Source organism: Streptomyces sp., from assembly GCF_019510245.1.
In the GTDB taxonomy this organism is placed as follows: Bacteria; Actinomycetota; Actinomycetes; order Streptomycetales; family Streptomycetaceae; genus Streptomyces.
Window position 1 is genome coordinate 59,714 of the sequence record NZ_JAEKKT010000168.1, and the last position, 20,998, is coordinate 80,711.

At 71.5% G+C, this 20,998-nt stretch carries 21 protein-coding genes and 1 pseudogene; 8 read left to right on the forward strand and 14 right to left on the reverse strand.

Annotated features, from left to right (window positions below; translation table 11 throughout):
* Window positions 1-18: 18 nt before the first annotated feature.
* Window positions 19-792 carry a DUF4253 domain-containing protein gene (locus tag JF597_RS32795; RefSeq protein WP_294003591.1) on the forward strand — a complete coding sequence of 258 codons (774 nt, stop codon included), beginning with the start codon at window positions 19-21 and terminating at the stop codon, window positions 790-792.
* 87 nt (window positions 793-879) lie between these two features.
* Here JF597_RS32795 and JF597_RS32800 read toward each other — a convergent pair whose 3' ends face one another.
* Window positions 880-2,073, reverse strand: coding sequence for a PLP-dependent aminotransferase family protein (locus JF597_RS32800; protein WP_294003593.1), 1,194 nt, complete (start codon window positions 2,071-2,073; stop codon window positions 880-882).
* A 290-nt stretch (window positions 2,074-2,363) separates the two neighbouring features.
* On the opposite strand from JF597_RS32800, the gene JF597_RS32805 reads away from it, so the two are divergent.
* Window positions 2,364-2,594 carry a hypothetical protein gene (locus JF597_RS32805; protein WP_294003595.1) on the forward strand — a complete coding sequence of 77 codons (231 nt, stop codon included), beginning with the start codon at window positions 2,364-2,366 and terminating at the stop codon, window positions 2,592-2,594.
* A 59-nt stretch (window positions 2,595-2,653) separates the two neighbouring features.
* Here the strand turns inward: JF597_RS32805 and hemB are convergent, their stop codons facing one another.
* Together hemB and JF597_RS32815 are read right to left on the reverse strand one after the other, a co-directional pair.
* A complete protein-coding gene (gene hemB / locus JF597_RS32810; protein ID WP_294003597.1) occupies window positions 2,654-3,646 on the reverse strand; it encodes a porphobilinogen synthase in 993 nt (330 codons plus the stop codon).
* 98 nt (window positions 3,647-3,744) lie between these two features.
* Window positions 3,745-4,110, reverse strand: coding sequence for a hypothetical protein (locus tag JF597_RS32815; protein ID WP_294003599.1), 366 nt, complete (start codon window positions 4,108-4,110; stop codon window positions 3,745-3,747).
* Between the two features lie 162 nt (window positions 4,111-4,272).
* Here JF597_RS32815 and JF597_RS32820 point away from each other — a divergent pair, with 162 nt between their 5' ends.
* The 3 genes from JF597_RS32820 to JF597_RS32830 are packed head-to-tail and all read left to right on the forward strand — an operon-like array spanning window position 4,273 to window position 5,844.
* The gene (locus JF597_RS32820; RefSeq protein ID WP_294003601.1) at window positions 4,273-4,623 is read left to right on the forward strand and encodes a hypothetical protein; all 351 of its coding nucleotides are present in this window, start codon (window positions 4,273-4,275) and stop codon (window positions 4,621-4,623) included.
* Window positions 4,620-5,414: a hypothetical protein gene (locus JF597_RS32825; RefSeq protein ID WP_294003603.1), complete on the forward strand. Its 795-nt coding sequence runs from the start codon at window positions 4,620-4,622 to the stop codon at window positions 5,412-5,414. The genes JF597_RS32820 and JF597_RS32825 overlap by 4 nt, the downstream gene beginning before the upstream one ends.
* 58 nt (window positions 5,415-5,472) lie before the next feature.
* Window positions 5,473-5,844, forward strand: a complete 372-nt coding sequence (locus tag JF597_RS32830; protein ID WP_294003605.1) for a roadblock/LC7 domain-containing protein — start codon at window positions 5,473-5,475, stop codon at window positions 5,842-5,844.
* Window positions 5,845-5,863: 19 nt separating this feature from the next.
* Here the strand turns inward: JF597_RS32830 and JF597_RS32835 are convergent, their stop codons facing one another.
* The 10 genes and pseudogenes from JF597_RS32835 to JF597_RS32880 all read right to left on the reverse strand — a co-directional run bounded on the left by JF597_RS32835 (window position 5,864) and on the right by JF597_RS32880 (window position 15,852).
* Window positions 5,864-6,613, reverse strand: coding sequence for a hypothetical protein (locus tag JF597_RS32835; RefSeq protein ID WP_294003607.1), 750 nt, complete (start codon window positions 6,611-6,613; stop codon window positions 5,864-5,866).
* 12 nt (window positions 6,614-6,625) lie between these two features.
* A complete protein-coding gene (locus JF597_RS32840; RefSeq protein ID WP_294003609.1) occupies window positions 6,626-7,510 on the reverse strand; it encodes a DNA-processing protein DprA in 885 nt (294 codons plus the stop codon).
* Window positions 7,511-7,745: 235 nt separating this feature from the next.
* Window positions 7,746-8,504, reverse strand: coding sequence for a hypothetical protein (locus JF597_RS32845; RefSeq protein ID WP_366916473.1), 759 nt, complete (start codon window positions 8,502-8,504; stop codon window positions 7,746-7,748).
* 316 nt (window positions 8,505-8,820) lie between these two features.
* Window positions 8,821-9,321: an NUDIX domain-containing protein gene (locus tag JF597_RS32850; protein ID WP_294003611.1), complete on the reverse strand. Its 501-nt coding sequence runs from the start codon at window positions 9,319-9,321 to the stop codon at window positions 8,821-8,823.
* Between the two features lie 35 nt (window positions 9,322-9,356).
* Window positions 9,357-9,596, reverse strand: a pseudogene (locus JF597_RS32855) (hypothetical protein); the annotation flags it as partial.
* A gap of 590 nt (window positions 9,597-10,186) precedes the next feature.
* A complete protein-coding gene (locus JF597_RS32860) occupies window positions 10,187-11,893 on the reverse strand; it encodes a uroporphyrinogen-III synthase (protein ID WP_294003613.1) in 1,707 nt (568 codons plus the stop codon).
* Window positions 11,890-12,849: a hydroxymethylbilane synthase gene (hemC, locus tag JF597_RS32865; protein ID WP_294003615.1), complete on the reverse strand. Its 960-nt coding sequence runs from the start codon at window positions 12,847-12,849 to the stop codon at window positions 11,890-11,892. Before hemC ends, JF597_RS32860 begins: the two co-directional genes overlap by 4 nt.
* Window positions 12,846-14,543, reverse strand: a complete 1,698-nt coding sequence (locus JF597_RS32870) for a glutamyl-tRNA reductase (RefSeq protein ID WP_294003617.1) — start codon at window positions 14,541-14,543, stop codon at window positions 12,846-12,848. Before JF597_RS32870 ends, hemC begins: the two co-directional genes overlap by 4 nt.
* Window positions 14,540-15,295 (reverse strand): redox-sensing transcriptional repressor Rex, encoded by a 756-nt coding sequence (locus JF597_RS32875; RefSeq protein WP_294003619.1) that lies wholly within the window; start codon window positions 15,293-15,295, stop codon window positions 14,540-14,542. The genes JF597_RS32870 and JF597_RS32875 overlap by 4 nt, the downstream gene beginning before the upstream one ends.
* 281 nt (window positions 15,296-15,576) lie before the next feature.
* Complete coding sequence (locus tag JF597_RS32880) at window positions 15,577-15,852, reverse strand: glutaredoxin family protein (protein ID WP_294003621.1); 276 nt, start codon at window positions 15,850-15,852, stop codon at window positions 15,577-15,579.
* A gap of 148 nt (window positions 15,853-16,000) precedes the next feature.
* Between JF597_RS32880 and JF597_RS32885 the strand changes: the two genes are divergently transcribed.
* The 3 genes from JF597_RS32885 (at window position 16,001) to JF597_RS32895 (ending at window position 19,766) form a co-directional block, all read left to right on the forward strand.
* On the forward strand, window positions 16,001-16,924 hold the full coding sequence (locus JF597_RS32885) for an HAD-IB family hydrolase (protein ID WP_294003623.1): 924 nt from the start codon (window positions 16,001-16,003) through the stop codon (window positions 16,922-16,924).
* 520 nt (window positions 16,925-17,444) lie between these two features.
* Window positions 17,445-18,284 carry an ECF subfamily RNA polymerase sigma factor, BldN family gene (locus tag JF597_RS32890; RefSeq protein WP_294003625.1) on the forward strand — a complete coding sequence of 280 codons (840 nt, stop codon included), beginning with the start codon at window positions 17,445-17,447 and terminating at the stop codon, window positions 18,282-18,284.
* 234 nt (window positions 18,285-18,518) lie between these two features.
* Window positions 18,519-19,766, forward strand: coding sequence for a DUF5667 domain-containing protein (locus tag JF597_RS32895; RefSeq protein WP_294003627.1), 1,248 nt, complete (start codon window positions 18,519-18,521; stop codon window positions 19,764-19,766).
* Between the two features lie 95 nt (window positions 19,767-19,861).
* On the opposite strand, the gene JF597_RS32900 is transcribed toward JF597_RS32895, so the two are convergent.
* Window positions 19,862-20,965, reverse strand: coding sequence for a lysophospholipid acyltransferase family protein (locus JF597_RS32900; protein WP_294003670.1), 1,104 nt, complete (start codon window positions 20,963-20,965; stop codon window positions 19,862-19,864).
* Between the last annotated feature and the right edge of the window lie 33 nt (window positions 20,966-20,998).

Consider the following 20,998-nt stretch of genomic DNA (forward strand, 5'->3'; position numbering starts at 1 on the left):
CCCCTTACAGTCACTGCCATGGCGACTCTTCCCAACCCGCTGCCCAAGCTGGCGACCGACCCGAGCGGTCGGTCACTTGGGCTTCAACTCCCTCCCGGGACACTGCTCGACGACACGCTCGACGGCCCGTGGCACGCGCCGTTGCTGTGGTACGCCGGGCAGCCCGCCGGGCCCGGGACCTGGACCGCGCTGGGCGTGCCGGCGGCCCGTGCGGGGCTGCTTCCGGTGCTCATAGACGTGTCCGAGGTCGACGACTGGGACTTCGCGCCCGGGGAGACGTCGTACCCGGGGGACCACGACGCCGACGAGGTGCTGGAGGACTACTGGGAGGAGGACCCGCCGGAGGGCGAGGAGTGGCCGGGGCTCGCTCCCTCCCCGGCGCTGGTCGCCGACCCCGACTCGCGGGCCGCGGACGTCGCCGACGCGCTGAGCCAGGGGCGGCCCTGGCTGAAGGAGCCGCATCTGGCGCTGGTGTCGGCGCGGCGCAGCGCGGACATACCGGCGGCCATCGGCTGGAGCGGCCCGGTGAACTACGAGGAGGACGTGGCCCGGCTGTGCGCGGTGCTGCGCTCCTGGGAGGACCGGTTCGGCGTCCGGGTGGTGGCCCTCGGCTTCGACCACCTCGCGCTCTCCGTCGCCGCCCCGCCGGCCGACCTCGACGCCGCGGAGGCCGTCGCCGCCGAGCACTTCGCGTTCTGCCCGTACACCGTGCTGCCCGGCGCCGACGACACCCTCTCGTCGTACGCCGAGCAGTTGGTCGGCGAGCGGCTGTGGCACTTCTGGTGGGACTGAGCCGACCAGCGCCCCGAAGGGGCGCGAGGAACTGCGCGACCGCCCCACCCGGCCCGCAGTGACCGAATCGCATAACCAGCGGCGCGCTCAGCCGCCCAGCCCCTTGGCCAGCCTCCTCAGCCCCTCACCGATCTCCTCCGGTGTCTGCGTCACGAAGCACAGCCGCAGCGTCGAGCGGTCGGGGTCGGCGGCGTAGAAGGGTTCGCCGGGGACGTAGGCGACGTCGTGGTCCACCACCTGGCGGAGCAGCGCGGTGGTGTCGTACGAGGACGGGAGCCTGGCCCAGAGGAACATGCCGCCCTCGGGCCGGTTCCAGGTGGAGCCGGCGGGGAGGGCGTCGGGCAGGCCGGCGAGCATGGCGTCGCGGCGTTCGCCGTACACCGCGCGCACCGTGGCGACATGGGCGTCCAGCACGTCCAGGTAGCGGGCGGCGGCAAGCTGGTTGAGGGTCGGGGTGTGCAGGTCGGCCGCCTGTTTGGCGACCGCGCAGGCGCGGCGCAGGGCGTCCGGGGCGCGGAGCCAGCCGAGGCGCAGGCCGGGGGCCATGACCTTGGAGAAGGAGCCGAGCAGGACCGTCCGGTCCTCGGCGCCGGGGAAGGACGCGATCCAGGGGACGTGGTCGCCGTCGTAGCGGAGTTCGCCGTAGGGGTCGTCCTCTATGATCCACAGGCCGTGCCGGGCGGCGGCCGTGGCCAGGGCGGCGCGGCGGGCGGCGGGCATGGTGCGGCCGGTGGGGTTCTGGAAGGTCGGGACGAGGTAGAGGAGCTTGGGCCGCTCGGTGCGGATCAGTTCCTCCAGGGCGGCGGGATCCACGCCGTCCGCGTCGCAGGGCACGGGCAGCATTCGGGCTCCGGCCAGCCCGAAGACCTGAAGTGCGGCGAGGTAGCAGGGGCTTTCGACGAGGATCGTGTCCCCGGCGTCGATCAGGGCGCTCGCGAGCAGGGAGAGCGCCTGCTGGGAGCCGGTGGTGACGAGGAGGTCGTCGGCCGCGGTGGGCAGGCCCCGCGTGGAGATGCGCGCCGCCAGCCGCTGCCGCAGTGCCGGCTCGCCCTCGGTCGTCGAGTACTGCAACGCCCGCTCCGGCGCCTCCTCCAGCACCGCGCGGAAGGCGGCGGCGATGCCGTCCCGGTCGAACAGTTCGGGGGCCGGCAGCCCGCCGGCGAAGTTGATCACCTCGGGCCGGGCGGTCACCGCGAGAATCTCCCGCACGGGTGACCCGCCGACGGTCCGGGCCCGGACCGCGAGCGGGGGAAGCGGGGCGTGGGCAGGGGTGAGGGTCATGGACGGCTCCTTGGGCTGATCCTCGTCTTGGCGGGAGCGTAGAGAGGTACGTGCCGTCTACACCGGTGATTCCGGGATACGGACGTGCGGCGCCGAATCCGTGGTCCGGGGTGCTCGAACGTCCCGTGCCACCGTCCCACGCGACGAGATCCGCGCTGGTCAGCGGGGTGGACCGGGCTCAGGCGTCCCGAATCGCCCGCGAAGTCCGGCGGTTGGGCCGGGCCGCACCACAGGCTGAGGATGCTTCGGGACCGCCGACCACGCCGAGATCGTCAAGGGAGAGCCCTCGCATGTCCGCCACGCACTCCGCTACGGCCCCCGACCGCCGCCGTCTCCTCGCGGCGGCCGCCCTGGCGCTGACCGCCGCGACCGCCCTCACCGGCTGCCGGGACGGTCAGGGCGTACGCGACGAGGGCCCGTCCTCCTCCGCGGCCCGCGTCCGGCCCACCACCGACCCTGCTCGGGCCTCGGCGCCGACGTCTGCGCAGACGCCCGCGCTGACGCCCGCGCAGACGTCATGAAAGTGCCCCGGCGGAATCTCGTCCGCCGGGGCGCGGGAGAAGGGCGCCGGTGTCCGCGCTCAGCCCAGCATCCGGGCGGCCTCCACCGCCCAGTAGGTGAGGATGTTCCGCGCACCGGCCCGCCTGATGCCGGTCAGGGTCTCCAGGATCGCGCGGTCGCGGTCGATCCAGCCCTTCTCGGCGGCGGCCTCGACCATCGAGTACTCGCCGGAGATCTGGTAGGCGACGACCGGCACGTCCACCGAGTCGGCGACCCGCGCCAGGATGTCGAGGTAGGGCCCGGCCGGCTTGACCATCACCATGTCGGCGCCCTCCTCCAGGTCGAGGGCGAGTTCGCGCAGTGACTCCCGCGCGTTGGCGGGGTCCTGCTGGTAGGTCTTGCGGTCGCCCATCAGCGAGGACCCGACGGCCTCGCGGAAGGGGCCGTAGAAGGCGGAGGCGTACTTCGCGGTGTAGGCGAGGATCGCGACGTCCTCGCGGCCGATCTGGTCGAGCGCGTCGCGGACGACGCCGATCTGCCCGTCCATCATCCCGCTGGGCCCGACGACGTGGGCGCCCGCGTCGGCCTGCACCTGGGCCATCTCGGCGTACCGCTCCAGGGTGGCGTCGTTGTCCACGCGGCCCTGGGCGTCCAGCACCCCGCAGTGCCCGTGGTCGGTGGTCTCGTCGAGGCACAGGTCGGACATGACGAGCAGGTCGTCGCCGACCTCGGCGCGCACGTCCCGAAGCGCGACCTGGAGGATCCCGTCCGGGTCGGTGCCGGGCGTGCCGAGGGCGTCCTTCTTGCTCTCCTCGGGCACCCCGAACAGCATGATCCCGGAGACGCCCGCCTCGACCGCTTCCGCGGCCGCCTTCTTCAGGCTGTCCCGGGTGTGCTGCACGACGCCGGGCATGGCGGTGATCGGCACCGGCTCGCTCACGCCCTCCCTGACGAACGCCGGGAGGATGAAGTCCGCGGGGTGCAGCCGGGTCTCGGCGACCATGCGCCGCATGACGGGGGTGGTCCGCAGCCGTCGCGGCCGCGTGCCGGGGAAGGAGCCGTACTTCGTCATGCCCTCTACGCTACGCCCGTCACAAGAGCGCGCTTGCCGACTCGGCGTCGGTGCCCCGGCCCGCGCACCGGTGGGCCGGGACGCCACGACAGCGGGGGTCAGACCTCCAGTTCGCCCTCCAGCTTCTTGAGGCTGTGCCGGGCCAGCGCGAGGTTGCTGCGGCTGCGGTCGAGGGCGAGGTAGAGGAAGAGCGAGCCGCCGGCCTTGGTCAGGGGGCGGATCAGGTGGTACTGGCCGCCGAGCGTGATCAGGATGTCCTCGATCTCGTCGTCGAGGCCGATGGACTTCAGCGTGCGCTGCTTGGCGCGGACGACCTCGGTGTTCCCGGCCGCCGCCAGCTCCAGGTCCAGGTGCGGTCCGCCGCCCAGCACGCCGAGCGACATGCCGCTTTCGTAATCGACCAGGGCGACCCCGACGGCCCCGTCGATGCTCATGGCTTCCTTGAGCGCTGTCTCGATGTTCACGCTGGTGCCCTCGATTTCCTTACGTGGGTCGACTCGGACGCAAGCAGTTCGACGGAGGTTGCTCCCTGACCTCTCCGAGTCCGAATAAGCGTCATCTTTGGCCAGTGTTGCAACAGTTGGCAATAAAGTACTGTGCGTCCGAGGGGTCAGGAGGGGGAACTCATGGCTTTGCTCGACACGGTCCTGCGCGACGTCGGACGGACGCCCGGCGTCACCTCGGCCGTCCTGCTGGACGGCGTGACCGGCCTCTCCTACGCCGAGTACGGCGCCCCGGAACCGGCCCAGGACGCCCAGGAGACCGCACACTCGGCGACCATGCACCTCAACAAGGCAGGTTTCACGGGCGAGTTGGAGAGCATCGTCGTCACCACCGCCGCCCACCACCATGTGACGGTCCACGTCGACCGGCAGGGCGACCCGCTCCTGCTGTTCGCCCTGGTGGACCGGGACCGTACGAACATCACGTGGGCGCTGCGGGACCTGGCCGCGCACACGGACCGCCTGCTCGCATGACGCGGGAGACACCGACCGCCCGCAACGTCCCCGCCCTGCTGGCCGGCCTGCACACCGAGCGGCGCTCCTGTGCGGTGCTGGTCTCCGGCGCCCCGGGCGGTGTCATCCACGTCCGCGACGGCATGGTCGTCGGGATGGAGACCCCCGGCGCCCCCGGCGTCGAGGTGCTCCTCCTCAAGTCGGGCCGGATCACCGAGGACGACTGGACGGCCGCCCGCGCCACCGGCACCGACCCCGCGCACCTGGCCCTGGAACTGGTCGCCCAGGGCCTGCTGGGCGCCGCCGAACTGGAGATCACCGGCCGGGCGGCCCTCTTCGACGCGGCCTTCGCCCTGGCCCTGACCAGCCCGGACGGCTGGGACGTCGCCGATCCCCGCCCCCTGCTCGACACGGGTGCCGCGGTACCGCCCGACCGCCTGGTGACCGAGAACAACCGCCGCGTCCGCCTGCTGGCGAACGAACGCGGCGCCACCGCCCGCTTCGCCCGCGACCGCCTGGAGCCCGCCCCGGCCGCCCGCGACCCGCGCCAGACCGCCCGTCTCTCGCCCCGCCACCGGACCCTCCTGGCGGTCGCCGACGGCCGCAAGACCCCCCGGGACATCGCCTTCGCCCTCGGCCGCGGCCTGTTCGCCGTCATGCTGGACCTCCGCGACCTCCTGGCCCTGGGCCTCCTCCAGCCCCCCACCACCCCCCCCGCCGGCCGCCCGAGCACGGCCCCACGCACCCCACCCCACCCGCCGACGGCGACCTCGCAACCCCCGGCGACCCCGCTCCCCCGCCGCAAGCGCTAGTCCCCGGGCAGCAGTGCCCCACGCACCACCGAGCACGACAGCACAGGAGGAAGCCACCATGAACGATCCCGTGCAGGACATCCTCGTCTCCTTGCGCGACCGGGTGATGGGCGTCCGTGAGACCACGCTGGCCACCGTGGACGGGCTGGTGGTGGCCAGCGACAGCGACAAGACGCACCCCGAGTCCATGGCCGCCGTCGCCTCCGCCGCCCTCTCCCTCGGCCACCGCCTCGCCGACCAGGGCGACACCGGCACCCTCCGCCAGCTCACGGCCCAGTGCAGCGCGGGCCACGTCATCGTCACAGCGGTGGGCACCCGAGCCCTCCTCGCCGTCGTCACCGACGAGGGCGTCGACGGCCTGGCCTTCGACCGCGAGATCCCCACGGTGATCGAGGACCTGAAAAAAATCCTCGCCAACGACACGGCGTAGGCGACTCGACCGGAGCGGGTCAGCCGTGCGCCCAGGGCCGTACGGGGCAGACGTCCCAGGAGAAGCGCCGTAGACGCGCCTGTTCGACGTGGGCGGCCGTGTGCTCGTAGTCGCTGTTCAGGTGACGGCCGAGGACCACGACCGCCACAGTTCCCGCGCCTGCGGATTTCAGTGCGGCCGCAGCGGACTGCACGTGGTTGCCGGTGGTCCAGGTGTCGTCCACGAGCAGCACGTGCTCGCCCCACAGGGGTGATGCCGTATAGCGCGCAGACGACGCGGTGCGCCCGAGGTCCGCGGCCTTCGGAGTGGCTCGGAGCAGATCACGGTGGCGCTCACGGGTCGCGCCGATCATGTCGGCGACCATGGCCCGCAGCGGGTGGGTCTGCCTCCCGCTCGTACTGGGCACGGTGGTGACGACATCGAAGCCGCGTACAGCACACCGATGCGCGACGCATGCCTCGTGCGCTTCCAGAAACCGCCAGAGCACAGCCGCAAGCCCCGTACGGAAGTACTGCCGCTGAGGCCCTGCGGCGTTCTTGTAGCGCCACAGTTCGTGCGCGTACTGCTCCCCCTTGAGAGCCAGGCTGACCGGAACTACGGCGTCCGCCACGCCGCTGCCGAGAACCGTGCGGGTGCCGTGGCACGGAAGACACGTCGGATACCCCTTGGTCGCCGGACCTCGACAGATCTGGCACACACCCAAGCCCGGTAACAACGGGTGGACGAGGAAGTTGGCGTAGCGGGCGGACAGCTCTACAACCGTGGCCATCGGGTGTCCCGCCTATGTCCAGGTCAGCTCGCCAGTGGTGGGGACGAGGGACTCAAGCCTGCTGAAGACGTCCTCGGGCCCGTCGATGACGGTGGTGTTGGGTCTGCCCGCGTACTCCCTGGCCCACTCATGGGTCAGCAGAGAGCGCATCAGGAAGACCCGGCGCCCGTGCTCCAGTGCGAGCCGAGCCTGCATGCGTGCGCCACTGCGGTAGGCGGCCTCGACGACGACGGTGGCGAGGCTGTACCCGCTCATCACGGCGTTGCGCATGGGAAAGGACGTTTTCGACGGCGGAGCGTCCGGCCAGAACTGCGAGATCAGCAGCCCACGCTCGGCGATCTCCCCCTGAAGCCGCGCGTTCTGCGCGGGGTAGACCCGGCGCAGCCCCGTGCCGATCACACCGACGGTACGTCCGCCGACGGCGAGGGCGGCACCGTGTGCGGCGGTGTCGATGCCGGCGGCCAGGCCGCTGACAACGGTGACACCCCGTTCGGCGAGACCGCCCGCGATGGCTCGGGCGTGAGCAATCCCGTCAGGGCTGGGGGTGCGGGTGCCCACCACGGCGACCCGCAGATCGTGCTCGATGTGTTCGCCCCGCAGGAACAGGAACGGAGGTCGTTGGTGGACCAGCCGCAGGTAGAGCGGATAATCCGGGTCGAGGATGGTCACGAACCGCATCCCCTCCCGTTCCCAGGAGGCGACCTCCGCGGCAATGTCGTCCAGGTCCACCGCCGGACCAGCATCGAAGAGCGCGGCCTGTCCGAATGCATCGAGTGACTCCTCCAGGACGTCCCGTGCACTGCCGACGGTCTCGATCTGGTCGGTGAGCTCGGGCCAGGAACGATCTCCGCGCCGCAGCAGTGCGACGACGGCTGCCCGCTCCAGGTCCTGGTCCATGGCGCAAGTATAGGAATGCCGTCCGACGGGAGGAGTGGCCGAGAACGAACGAACCGAGGCCGTAGCGGTCATCTTCCGGACCACGTTCAGGCCGCGCAGCCGACGGCCGCCACGGCCGGGCGGTCATGTCGGCAGTCGCGGCAGCGGCCGGGCTCCGGGGCACGGAAGGCACGTTCGCAGCCGTCACAGGTCTGGAAGGGATGGGGACCGCGGCGACTCGTGCCGAGGTCCGCCGCTACGACGCGCGGGGCGGGCATCGCCGGCAAAGGCGCGGGCAGCAGTTCACGCAGGCGGTGACGGCGGGGGCGAGCCGGTTCAGGTCCCGTGCGGAGAGCGTGAGGCGGTCGTCGGTACGGCGCAGAGCCGCGAGGAGGGCGACAGCCTTCTCATGGCGTGAGTCGAGGCGGGTCTCCGCGGCGGGCGGAACTTGCACGGCGGGCCGGTCGGGCGCCTGGGGGCGTTGCTCGGACACCGCGGGCGGCTCGGGCTCAGCGCGGACAGACGTGGCCCGTGCCTCGTGGGTCACCGGCCCGGCGCCGCCTCGGTCGTCCTCCTGAGGTGGCTGCCGGTCGTTCGCCGAGGGGCGGGCCGCCGCATCCCCTCGCGTCCGGCCTCGCGCCGCGCCCGCCCCGCCGGGGGTGTGGTGGACGTACGTCCGGGTGAACAACCGCCCCGCGTCGGTACGCTCCCGGACCCGCTCCAGGTAGCCGTGCGCCTCCAACTCCCGCAGGGCGAAGGCAATCCGGTCCCGCCCCTCGGGAAAACGGTCGGCGAGACTGCGGATGTCGACCGGGGCCCCTTCCGGCAGCGACAGGATGTGAGTGCCCAGTCCGATCGCGATCAGCGAGAGTCCGCGGTGCTGGGCGAGGTGGTTGCCCACGACGACGTACTGCCCCGACTGGTACGTGCGTACGTGGGTGACACCGGAGTGGGTGGTCGTCCGCCGAACGTCCTGATTCGGGCGCGGCGCAGGGATAGGCTTCTTCTCAGCCATGGGGAAGGTCCGATCTTCCTCGTTGGTCAGGCCCTCGCACTGGGATTGGCGTCCCGGCGGGGGCCGAAGCATGTATGAGCTTGTGGAGTTGCGGATGTTGCCTGCGGCGAGACTGCCCGCCCGACCCGCCCACGCGCCAGCCACACCGGCCGGATTCACCCGCTCGTGTGATGAAGGCGAGGTTTGGTTGGTTGGTGGGTTTTTTCCCGGGTTCTTTGGTCTCTTACCGCCCGCAGCCCCGGCACCTGCCTCACCGCGTCCCGCTTTTCCGGGCCCCAGCGGGGGGCGCATGCTGATGGCAGTCCCAGCAGACCGCTTAGCTCCAGCCGTTCAGTGAAACCTGGTGGCCACCTCGGAGATAGTGATGAAGGGCGCTGGCGGTGGTGTCCACGAACTCCTCTGGAATTGCGCCAGTCTCGACCCAGCAGACCTGGGCGTGCTTGCGCGGCTCACGGTTCTCGGGTTCGCCGCTCCATTCGTGGGCCGCGAAGACGACGGTGAGGAAGCCGTTGGGGGCCTCCACACCCCAGGCGCCGTGGATGATGTGGGCGACCTTAAGGGACTGCGGCTTCACGGTCAGACCGGTCTCTTCGTACAGCTCGCGTACTGCGGTTTCGGTGATGGGCTCCCCGGGTTCGCTCTTGCCGACGGGGAGGTCCCACATGCCCTGGGCGAACTTGGCGTTCTGGCTGCGTTGGAGGAGGACGACGCGGTTGGTGGCCTTGTCGTGGACGATGACGGCGGCGACCAGCAGGGTCATGGATTCGAGGGCGGGCGGCAGGGCTTTGGGCTGGTCGTCGGTTGTCCGCTGAGCCACGGCTGGTGTCCCTTCGTCGGCCGGTTGGTGGCAGCTTAGGCCAGTGCTTCGCGTGCGCGGCGGGCAAGTTCGGCGGCTCCGGGCACTTTGCGTCGCTGGTACATGGAGAGGGTGGAGCGGAGCGAGGTGATGGTCTTGCGGGTGCGGTCGGAGGTCATGCCCTCCATCAGAGTCAGGGCCTGCGCCCAGGCGGCGACGGCTTCGTCGGCGCGGGCCTGGGCAGCGAGGCTGTCGCCGAGGTCGGCGTAGGTGAGGGCATGGACGCGCTTGTAGCGGGCCAGTTCCGCCTCGGCCTGCTCACGAGCGGCCCGCTCGCGCTCCAGGCGGCCCTGCTTGCCGTCGTAGCGGGGCCGGGCCTCCTCCAACTTGCGCCGGTAGGCGTCGAGTTCGGTACGTCGGCCCTGGCGAGCGCGTTGATCCGGTCGACCTGCCGGGATCCCTGGACGGTGAGGCCGAGGAGCGTGACCAGGTGCCGGGTCATGACCTCGCCGAAAAGGCGGGCCTTCACCATGGCCGCGTGCGGATCGGTGTGGACGTACGACTCGGCGGAACACCCCAGCGTCACCAGTAAAGGCTCGTGCCTGAGCAGATGGCCGAAGTTGGAAGAGCCCGCGGCCAACCGTGCGACCTGCTCGTCGTCCCCTCCGGACGGACCGCCCGACGTCGCCGACACCATTCCGTCTCCCCCTGGTCCTGTTGGTCATCCACGTACGCAAAGCCTTGCAGGATCACACGAACAAGACGACTTGGCAAGGGTTTTGGCACGACGCCCATCCTCTGGGGCCGGTTTACGCAGGTCGTGGCTCCGAAACGAAGAGGGCGGAGCATCCGCACATCGGACGCCCCGCCCTAACTCACCTCAGCCTCACGTGGTGGTACGCCTCCTGCGCGCCCCCGGCCGCCGCTCACTCGGCCGAGTCACCGGATCCCCGGCCTCCAGCGCGCTCGCGCGCCTGCGCAGGCCGAACTCCGCCAGCGCCTCCGCCAGCTTCGCGGCCGACGGCTCCGGAGCCATCACGTCCACCCGCAGCCCGTGCTCCTCGGCCGTCTTGGCCGTGGCGGGCCCGATGCAGGCGATCACCGTCACGTTGTGCGGCTTCCCGGCGATACCCACCAGGTTCCGCACGGTGGACGACGACGTGAAGAGCACCGCGTCGAAACCGCCGCCCTTGATCGCCTCCCGGGTGTCGGCCGGCGGCGGCGACGCCCGCACCGTCCGGTAGGCGGTCACGTCGTCCACCTCCCAGCCCAGCTCGATGAGCCCGGCGACCAGCGTCTCGGTGGCGATGTCGGCCCGCGGCAGGAAGACGCGGTCGATCGGGTCGAAGACCGGGTCGTAGGGCGGCCAGTCCTCCAGGAGCCCGGCGGCCGACTGCTCACCGCTCGGCACCAGGTCCGGCTTCACGCCGAAGGCGACCAGCGCCTTCGCGGTCTGCTCGCCCACCGCCGCGACCTTGATGCCCGCGAAGGCCCGGGCGTCGAGCCCGTACTCCTCGAACTTCTCCCGGACCGCCTTCACCGCGTTGACCGACGTGAACGCGATCCACTCGTAGCGCCCGGTGACAAGCCCCTTCACGGCCCGCTCCATCTGCTGGGGCGTGCGCGGCGGCTCGACGGCGATCGTCGGCACCTCGTGCGGCACGGCCCCGTAGGACCGCAGCTGGTCGGAGAGGGACGCCGCCTGCTCCTTCGTCCGCGGCACGAGCACCTTCCAGCCGAACAGCGGCTTGGACTCGAACCACGACAACTGGTCGCGCTGGGCGGCGGCGGACCGCTCACCGACCACGGCTATCACCGGCCGGCCGCCCTCCGGCGAGGGCAGCACCTTCGCCTGCTTCAGCGTCTGCGCGATGGTGCCGAGCGTGGCGGTCCAGGTGCGCTGCCGGGTCGTCGTACCGGCGACGGTGACCGTCAGCGGGGTGTCCGGCTTGCGGCCGGCGGCGACCAGCTCCGCGGCGGCCGCGGCCACCGAGTCGAGGGTCGTCGACACGACCACCGTGCCGTCCGAGGCACCGACCTCGGTCCAGCACCGGTCCGAGGCGGTACGGGCGTCCACGAAGCGGACGTCCGCGCCCTGCGCGTCCCGCAGCGGCACACCGGCGTACGCCGGCACCCCGACCGCGGCCGCCACACCCGGCACGACCTCGAAGGGCACACCCGCGGCGACACAGGCGAGCATTTCCTCGGTCGCGTACGTATCAAGTCCCGGGTCCCCGGACACCGCACGGACGACCCGCCTGCCACCCCGCGCGGCCTCCATGACAAGATGAGCCGCATCCCGCACGGGCGGGAGGGAAGCGGTTGTTGACGCGCCGTCAACAACCGTGAGTTGAGGCGTGCCCGTGCCCGAATACGGGTCCGACGACGGGTCCGGATTCGTGGTCACGACGGAGACGCCCTGCCTGGCGTGGGTTCTGATCACGTCGAGCACGTCGTGCTCGGCGACCAGGACGTCCGCGCTGGACAGTGCCTCCACGGCACGCAAGGTCAGCAGTCCCGGATCCCCGGGTCCGGCACCCAGGAAGGTGACGTGCCCGTGATCGAGGCCGGCGGGAAGGTTGGTGGGGCTCACTGTGCTCGCTCCCCCATCAGACCGGCCGCACCCTGGGCAAGCATCTCGGTGGCGAGTTCGCGACCGAGCGCCGTCGCCTGGTCGTATGTCTCGGGCACGGGACCGGTGGTGGACATCTGCACCGTCCGGGTGCCGTCGGTCGTGCCGACGACTGCCCGCAGGCGCATTTCCTTGACAATCTGCCCGTCGGCCAGCAGGTCGGCAAGCGCGCCCACAGGGGCGGAGCAGCCGGCCTCCAGGGCGGCGAGCAGTGACCGCTCGGCGGTCACGGCGACCCGGGTGAACGGGTCGTCGAGTTCCCCGAGCGTGGCGATCAGCGACGCGTTGTCCGCGACGCACTCGACCGCCAGTGCCCCCTGGCCGGGGGCGGGCAGAACCGTATCGACCGACAGGAAGTCGGTCACCTCGTCGATGCGGCCGATACGGCTCAGGCCGGCCGCCGCCAGCACCACGGCATCGAGCTCGCCGTCGTGTATGTATCCGATCCGGGTGTCGACGTTCCCCCGGATCGGCACGGTCTCGATGTCCAGGCCGTGCGAGCGCGCGTACGCGTTCAGCTGCGCCGCCCGGCGCGGCGAACCGGTGCCGATGCGCGCCCCGCGGGGCAGGTCGGTGAACTTCAGCGCGTCCCGGGCGACGATCACGTCCCGCGGGTCCTCGCGCACCGGTACGGCGGCCAGCACCAGCTCTTCGGGCTGGGTGGTCGGGAGGTCCTTCAGCGAGTGAACCGCGAAGTCGACCTCGCCGCGCAGCAGCGCGTCCCGCAGGGCGGTCACGAAGACGCCCGTGCCGCCGATCTGCGCGAGGTGCTCGCGGGAGGTGTCGCCGTAGGTGGTGACCTCGACCAGCTCGACGGGCCGTCCGGTCACCCGGCTCACGGCTTCCGCCACCTGTCCGGACTGGGCCATGGCGAGTCTGGATCGCCTGGTCCCCAGTCGCAGTGGAATGTCACTCATGCCGGTCGGTCCTTCTTGTCTGTGCTGTCCACGGCCCGGGAGACGGCGGCCACCGTCTCGGGATCGAGGTCGAACAGGGTCCGCAGCGCGTCCGCGTACCCGGCGCCGCCGGGCTCGGCCGCGAGCTGCTTGACCCGTACGGTCGGCGCGTGCAGCAGCTTGTCGACGACCCGGTGCACGGCCTGCCGGATCTCGCCGCGCTGGCGTTCGTCCAGGTCGGGAAGGCGCCCGTCGAGCCGCGCGATCTCGCCCGCGACGACGTCGGCGGCCATCGTCCGCAGGGCTACCACGGTAGGCGTGATGTGCGCCGCCCGCTGGGCCGCGCCGAAGGCGGCGACCTCGTCCGAAACGATCCGCCGCACCTGGTCCACGTCGGCCGCCATCGGCGCGTCCGCGGACGCCTCCGCCAGCGACTCGATGTCCACCAGCCGCACCCCGGCCAGCCGGTGCACGGCCGCGTCGATGTCGCGGGGCATGGCGAGGTCGAGGAGGAACAGCGCGGGAGCGGGCCGGTCGAACCCGGCGACCGGCTCCGGCCTGCGCCGCTCCGGGATCCTGCCGACCCGGGCGGCGGCCGCGGCGAGCGCTCCGATCAGCTCGGCCTCGGCCTCCGGCGTACGGCGGGCCGCGTCGCGTCGGTCGACGGTCCCGTTGTCCACCCAGGCCGCGTGCTGCTCCAGCTCCGCGGCGGCCATCCCGGCGACGGCGGCCTCCCCCATGACGGAGAAACCGCTCTGCTCGGCGGCGAGGTCGAGCGGGCAGTTCTCGTCGGTACCGAGCCCGCTCCCGGGGGCGGCGGCCGGCGTCTGCTTCGCCGTCGCGGGTATGTCGATCTCGGTGACCGGCTCACCCGTACGTCCCTCGACCGCAGCCGCGACCGCGTCAGCGGTCAGCACCAGTCCGGTCGCGCCCGTGCAGGAGACGGCCACGTCGGCACGTGTCAGCTCGCCCGGCACCGCGTCCATCGGTACCGCGCGGGCCGTCACGTGCGTGTCGTCGCCCTCGTTGAGGATCTGCGCGAGCCGCTCGGCCCGGTCGAGCGTCCGGTTGGCCACGACGATCTCCGCGACCCCCGCCCGCGCCAGCGTCGCGGCGGCCAGCGAGGACATCGATCCGGCGCCGATGACCAGCGCCTTCTTGCCCCGGGCCCAGGTCTCGACGTCGCCGCCGGCGGCCAGCTGCTCCAGCCCGAAGGTGACCAGGGACTGTCCGGCCCGGTCGATCCCGGTCTCGGAGTGGGCGCGCTTGCCGACCCGGAGCCCCTGCTGGAACAGGTCGTTCATCAGCCGCCCGGCGCTGTGCAGCTCCTGCGCGCGGGCCAGCGAGTCCTTGATCTGCCCGAGGATCTGTCCCTCGCCGACCACCATCGAGTCGAGCCCGCAGGCCACCGAGAACAGGTGGTGGACGGCGCGGTCCTCGTAGTGCACGTAGAGATAGGGGGTGAGCTCGTCCAGCCCGACCCCGCTGTGCTGGGCGAGCAGCGTGGACAGCTCGGCGACCCCGGCGTGGAACTTGTCCACGTCGGCGTAGAGCTCGATGCGGTTGCAGGTGGCGAGGACCGCGGCCTCGGTGGCCGGTTCGGCGGCGACCGTGTCCTGGACCAGCTTCACCTGGGCGTCCGCGCCGAGCGCGGCCCGCTCCAGGACGCTGACTGGGGCGCTGCGGTGGCTCAGCCCGACGACGAGGAGACTCATGCCGGCATCACGGCGGGTACGTCCCCGTCGGGCCCCTGCTCGCCGGCGTCCTGGTGCGCGGTGACGGGCGCGGCCGCGCCCTCGTGCTCCTCGCCCGCCTTGCGCTGCTCGTGGAAGGCGAGGATCTGCAGCTCGATGGAGAGGTCGACCTTGCGTACGTCGACGCCGTCCGGGACGGACAGCACGGTCGGCGCGAAGTTCAGGATGGAGGTGACCCCGGCGGCCACCAGGCGGTCGCAGACCTGCTGGGCGACGCCCGGCGGGGTGGTGATCACGCCGATGGAGACGCCGTTGTCGGAGATGATCTTCTCGAGGTCGTCGCTGTGCTGCACGGCGATCCCGGCGACCTGCCGTCCGGTCATCGCCGGGTCGGCGTCGATGAGGGCGGCGACCCGGAAGCCCCTGGAGGCGAACCCGCCGTAGTTGGCGAGGGCGGCGCCCAGATTTCCGATACCGACGATCACAACCGGCCAGTCCTGGGTCAGGCCCAGCTCGCGGGAGATCTGGTAGACGAGATACTCGACGTCGTAGCCGACACCGCGCGTTCCGTACGAACCCAGGTAGGAGAAGTCCTTGCGCAGCTTCGCGGAGTTGACCCCCGCGGCCGCGGCCAGCTCCTCCGAGGAGACCGTGGGGACCGAGCGCTCCGACAGTGCGGTCAGAGCGCGGAGGTACAGCGGAAGCCGGGCGACGGTGGCCTCGGGGATCCCTCGGCTGCGGGTCGCCGGTCGGTGAGTTCGGCCAGTTGCCACGGTGCTCCAACGGGTTGAGCGGGGCTGCGGACGGTCACACGTACCCAGACCGCCCCGTCGACAGCAGGCTATGTCTTTGTGAACGCGTGCACAAAGATGGTGTCCGATTTGCCCGGCCAACGTGACCGGGGTCACGCGCCCCCGGCGCAGCCGTCCGGAACCGGCGCACAAGCACCCGCGCTCCCTCTCCGATGGGGGCAAAGCCGTACACACTCCTCACGAATCCCGCCCCCGAGACCAAGCCGCCGTCGATCCTAAGCGACTTTTCCAGCCGGTTTGGACTAGTCGGTCAGTGCCTTGCGGAGCCGTTCCTCGTTCACGCGCCAGAAGGTGTGCTGTGCGCCGTCGACGAGTACCACCGGGATCTGCTCCCAGTACAGATCGTGCAGTTGTGAATCCAGAGTGATGTCCTTCTGCTCCCACGGCACTCCGAGCTCGCCGCACACCTTCTCGACCACGACCTGTGCGTCATCACACAGATGGCAGCCGGGTTTACGGATGAGGGTGACCGATCGCGCACTCGGCGCGGGCGCCTTCCGGCCAAAGAGGGGACTCATGACGTCCATTGTCCCGCCCCTGGGAGGGCATGCCCGCCGTCTTCTGCACGGGTTCTTCGCTTTGTTTAACGACCCGGTCGCGGAGAGTTCACACCGAGCCAACTCCCGTGACTCCGGAACTCCCGAACAAACTGGCTATGCTCACGACATGGCCGCTCTCGGATGGCTCACTCCCCGTAGGCGCTCCGCCACGGCGCGGAGCGTGTTGGCAGGCGAGGCCTCGGCGGAGGCCGCGCGGAAGAACCAGGAAGCGACGGCACCGCTCGGCGAGGCCGCGGAGCCGGACTTCCCGGTGCTCGGCGACGACAAGGCCGCCGCGTTCTTCGACCTGGACAACACCGTCATGCAGGGCGCCGCCATCTTCCACTTCGGCCGTGGCCTGTACAAACGGAAGTTCTTCGAGACCCGCGACCTCGCCCGGTTCGCCTGGCAGCAGGCGTGGTTCCGGCTGGCCGGCGTCGAGGACCCCGAGCACATGCAGGAGGCCCGCGACTCGGCCCTCTCCATCGTCAAGGGCCACCGCGTCGCGGAGCTCCAGACCATCGGCGAGGAGATCTACGACGAGTACATGGCCGAGCGCATCTGGCCCGGCACCCGAGCCCTCGCCCAGGCCCACCTGGACGCGGGCCAGAAAGTGTGGCTCGTCACCGCGGCCCCGGTGGAGATCGCCGGCGTGATCGCCCGCCGGCTGGGCCTGACGGGCGCGCTGGGCACGGTCGCCGAGTCGGTGGACGGCGTCTACACGGGCAAGCTGGTCGGCGAGCCCCTGCACGGCCCCGCCAAGGCGGAGGCGGTGCGCGCCCTGGCCTCCGCCGAGGGCCTCGACCTCTCCCGCTGCGCGGCCTACAGCGACTCCCACAACGACATCCCGATGCTCTCCCTGGTCGGCCACCCCTACGCCATCAACCCGGACACGAAGCTGCGCAAGCACGCCCGCGAGCTGGACTGGCGGCTGCGTGACTACCGCACGGGGCGCAAGGCGGCGAAGGTGGGGATCCCGGCGGCGGCCGGGGTCGGAGCGGTTGCCGGTGGCACGGCGGCCGCGATCGCGCTGAGCCGTCGGCGCCGGTAGCCCTTCGGGCGCTGACCGACGGGGCGGCGCCGTAGGGCCGCGGGCCGGTTTCCGGCTGCGCGCCCGATGTGGCTGGTCGCGCAGTTCCTCCCCCAGCCTTCGGCCAGGGTACCCCCAGCGCCCCTGACGGGGCGCTGCTCAGCCGTGCCCTACATACCTGGCTGCGGGCAGGCGTGCCGCAGGGCGGCACCGGTGGGCAGCGGCACCCTGCAAGCGCCGGTAAGCGTCCCCACCCCCGCTCGGCCCCTCCGCGCGCCCGGAATTATCGCGCGGTCACCCCAACACGCCCCGTACATCGCCGAAACCCGTGCGTTTTCGTTCAACAACCGGTCACGCTAAGACCCTTGAGGCGCTGCCAAACGGTTACAGAAGCGACGCAATCGATGATTTGAGCAACTCGGTGTAGCAGTGCCTGCACGAAGCGTTATTCTCCTCAGACGCAAACCGGTTCCCCTCCGTCGCTACGACGGGTGAAAGGTTCCGCACTGCACGTGATGGAAGCTCTGCCTCTGGGAGTCCCGTGTACCCACACGTCGGGGTTGACGCCTCGGGCCTGGCTACGCTGCGCGCAACAGTCGCGACGGTCAAAGAGACGCTGCGCGGCCTTGTCCCGACCGCGTACGCCGTCCCCGCCTTCGCCACCGCCGCCCCCGTCGGCCCGTGCTACGCACTGGCCGACGGCATGGAACAGGCGCCGGCACGCAGCGCCGTCGTCGAGGGCCGCCGCTCCGGCGACGGACGGGGCGTGGGCAGACGCGCCCGCACCACCGGCACCGGCGCCACCACCGCCCGCCGCCCGGCCGCAGACAGTGACAGCGCCCGGATGATGGACCTCGTGGAGCGCGCCCAGGCCGGCGAGGCCGAGGCCTTCGGCCGCCTCTACGACCAGTACAGCGACACCGTGTACCGCTACATCTACTACCGCGTCGGCGGCAAGGCGACCGCCGAGGACCTGACCAGCGAGACGTTCCTGCGGGCGCTGCGAAGGATCGGCACCTTCACCTGGCAGGGCCGCGACTTCGGCGCCTGGCTGGTCACGATCGCCCGCAACCTGGTCGCCGACCACTTCAAGTCGAGCCGCTTCCGCCTGGAGGTCACCACCGGCGAGATGCTCGACGCCAACGAGGTCGAGCGCTCCCCCGAGGACTCCGTCCTGGAGTCCCTCTCCAACGCGGCCCTGCTGGACGCCGTACGGCGCCTCAACCCCCAGCAGCAGGAGTGCGTGACGCTCCGCTTCCTCCAGGGCCTCTCGGTCGCCGAGACCGCCCGCGTGATGGGCAAGAACGAGGGCGCCATCAAGACCCTCCAGTACCGGGCCGTGCGCACTCTCGCCCGGCTCCTCCCGGACGACGCCCGCTGAACCGGACACCCTGGGCGACGCCCAACTCACGCTCCGTCAAAGCGGGTTGTCTTTCTCAGCCGATCCCCGGCGGTCCGTAACCCAAGTGCCGAGCCGCTCGTTGTGCGGGATACAGGCTCCCTGTGGTCACGTCCGACCAGACCCCGGTCACCCGATCGTGTGGACTGGTCGAGGGCGTGCAACCCTCAGGACCCCCTGGGGAGTCGACCGTCATGACGAGAGGAGGTGCCGCCAGTGATCGCGAACGTATCGGCCCACCGGCGGGCGAACGCCTTCGCCCAGGCTCTGGAGGAGCAGCCCGACCGGGACCCGGCGGCCGAGCCGTCCGGAGGACCCACGGGCGATCCACCGGCCGCCCCGGACCGGGCCGAACGGACCGAGCAGGGCGAGCTGCTGGCTCTGGCGACAGGGCTCGCCGCACTGCCCAAGCCAGAGCTCGACCCGGAGGTCAAGGTCGTCCAGCGGGCCCAGCTGGTGGCCGCGATGGAGGCCATGCTGGCGGAGGGCACCCTGGGCGGGGCGGCGGATGCTTCGGTACCCGAGCAGCGTGCGTCCCGGGCCAAGGGCGCGCACCGGGCGGGCACGCTGGGCAAGTTGCGGCCGCGTTCCCGGCTCACCAAGGGGCTCGCCGCGGGCGGCCTGAGCGTCGGCGTGGCCGCCGGAGCCTTCGGCGGGGTCGCCGCCGCCAGCTCCGACGCCCTGCCCGGCGACTCCCTGTACGGCCTCAAACGCGGCATCGAGGACTTCAAGCTCAACTATCTGTCCGACGGCGACGACCAGCGCGGCCAGACCTACCTCGACCAGGCGTCGACCCGGCTGATGGAGGCCCGCCGGCTCATGGAGCGGGGCCGCGGCGGTCACCTCGACCACGAGTCGATCGGCGAGATCCGCCGCACCCTGTCCGGGATGCAGCACGACGTCACCGAGGGCCACCGCCTGCTCCACGAGGCGTACGAGCGCGACCCGAACTCCCTGGGCCCCATCCAGGCCCTGTCCGCCTTCGCCCAGTCCCACCGCGAGGCCTGGGGCGCCCTGCGCAGCAAGCTCCCGGTCCAGCTCGGGGACGTCAGCCAGCAGGTGTCGTCGGTCTTCGACGCCATAGACCAAGAGGTCGCCCCGCTGCAGTCCCTGCTCCCCCAGCCGTCGCAGAACACCGGCGGCACCGGCGGACAGGACTCCGGCACGGCGTCCACCGGTTCTTCCGGCCGCCACCGGTCGACGGCTCCTTCCTCCTCCGGCAGCTCCTCCTCGGGCCACGACACCGGCACCGGCAGCCCCAGCGGCTCGGCCTCCGGCAGCGCCGACAACGGCCTGCTCGGCGGCACCACGGGCGGCCTCCTGGACCCGCCCAAGACAGGAGGCTCGAGCAGCACCGCCTCCCCGTCGAAGAGCCCGTCCAGCGCCCCGGACGTGACCCTGCCCCCGCTCCTGCCGGGCCTGCTCCCGGGCCTGGGCATCGACAGCGAGGACAGCAACAACTGAGAATCCCCGCGCCCCCAAGGCGGCGAAGCCGCCGCTTGGGGGCGCGGGGAACTGCGCGACCAGCCCCCACCGGCCCGCACCCGAAACTCAAGGCATCAGAAGAAAACCGACCGCCGCTGCACAAGCAACTTGTACAGCGTGTGCTGAATCTGCTCCCGCACCTGGTCCGTCAGGTTGAACATCAGCATCGGATCCTCGGCCGCCTCCGGCGGATACCCGTCCGTGAGGATCGGCTCCCCGAACTGAATCGTCCACTTCGTCGGCAACGGCACCGCCCCCAGCGGCCCCAGCCACGGAAACGTCGGCGTCAGCGGAAAGTACGGAATCCCCAGCACCCGCGCCAGCGTCTTCGCGTTGCCGATCATCGGGTAGATCTCCTCGGCCCCCACGATCGAGCAGGGAATGATCGGCACCCCCTGCCGCAGCGCGGTGGACACGAACCCGCCCCGCCCGAACCGCTGGAGCTTGTACCGCTCACCGAACGGCTTCCCGATGCCCTTGAACCCCTCCGGCATCACCCCGACCAGTTCCCCCTGGGCCAGCAGCCGTTCGGCGTCCTCCGCGCACGCGAGCGTGTGCCCCAGCTTCCGCGCCAGCTCGTTGACCACCGGCAGCACGAAGACCAGATCCGCCGCCAGCAGCCTGAGGTGACGATTCGCCGGATGCCGGTCGTGCACGGCGACCTGCATCATCAGGCCGTCCAGCGGCAGCGTCCCGGAGTGGTTGGCGACGATCAGCGCACCACCGTGGGCCGGGATGTTCTCGATGCCCTTCACGTCGACGCGGAAGTATTTCTCGTACACCGGCCGCAGCAGGGACATCAGGACCTGGTCGGTCAGCTCCTCGTCGTACCCGAAGTCGTCGACCTCGTACTCCCCGGTCAGCCGCCGCCGCAGGAACGCGAGACCGCGTGCGACACGCCGCTCCAGGCCGGCCTCGTCGTGCGGCGGCTGCTTCACGCCCGTCTCAGGGTTCTCCCGGGTCACATGCACATCCTCCTGCGCGGGGATCCGCCCGGCGAGAGGCTGGACCTCACGCACCACCGCGGACTCGCGCACCGCCGCGGGCTCACGCACCGCGGCCTGCTCGCCGCCGCTCTTGCGCCGGCTCCCCGCACCCCGGCGCCGGGCGGCCGGCCGCTGCACGGCAGCCCCGCGGGAGCGGTCGTCGTCGAACGGAATGACCTTGGCGTCCGCCATCGTTGCTGCGCTCCTCAGTTGGCGCTCTGGGTC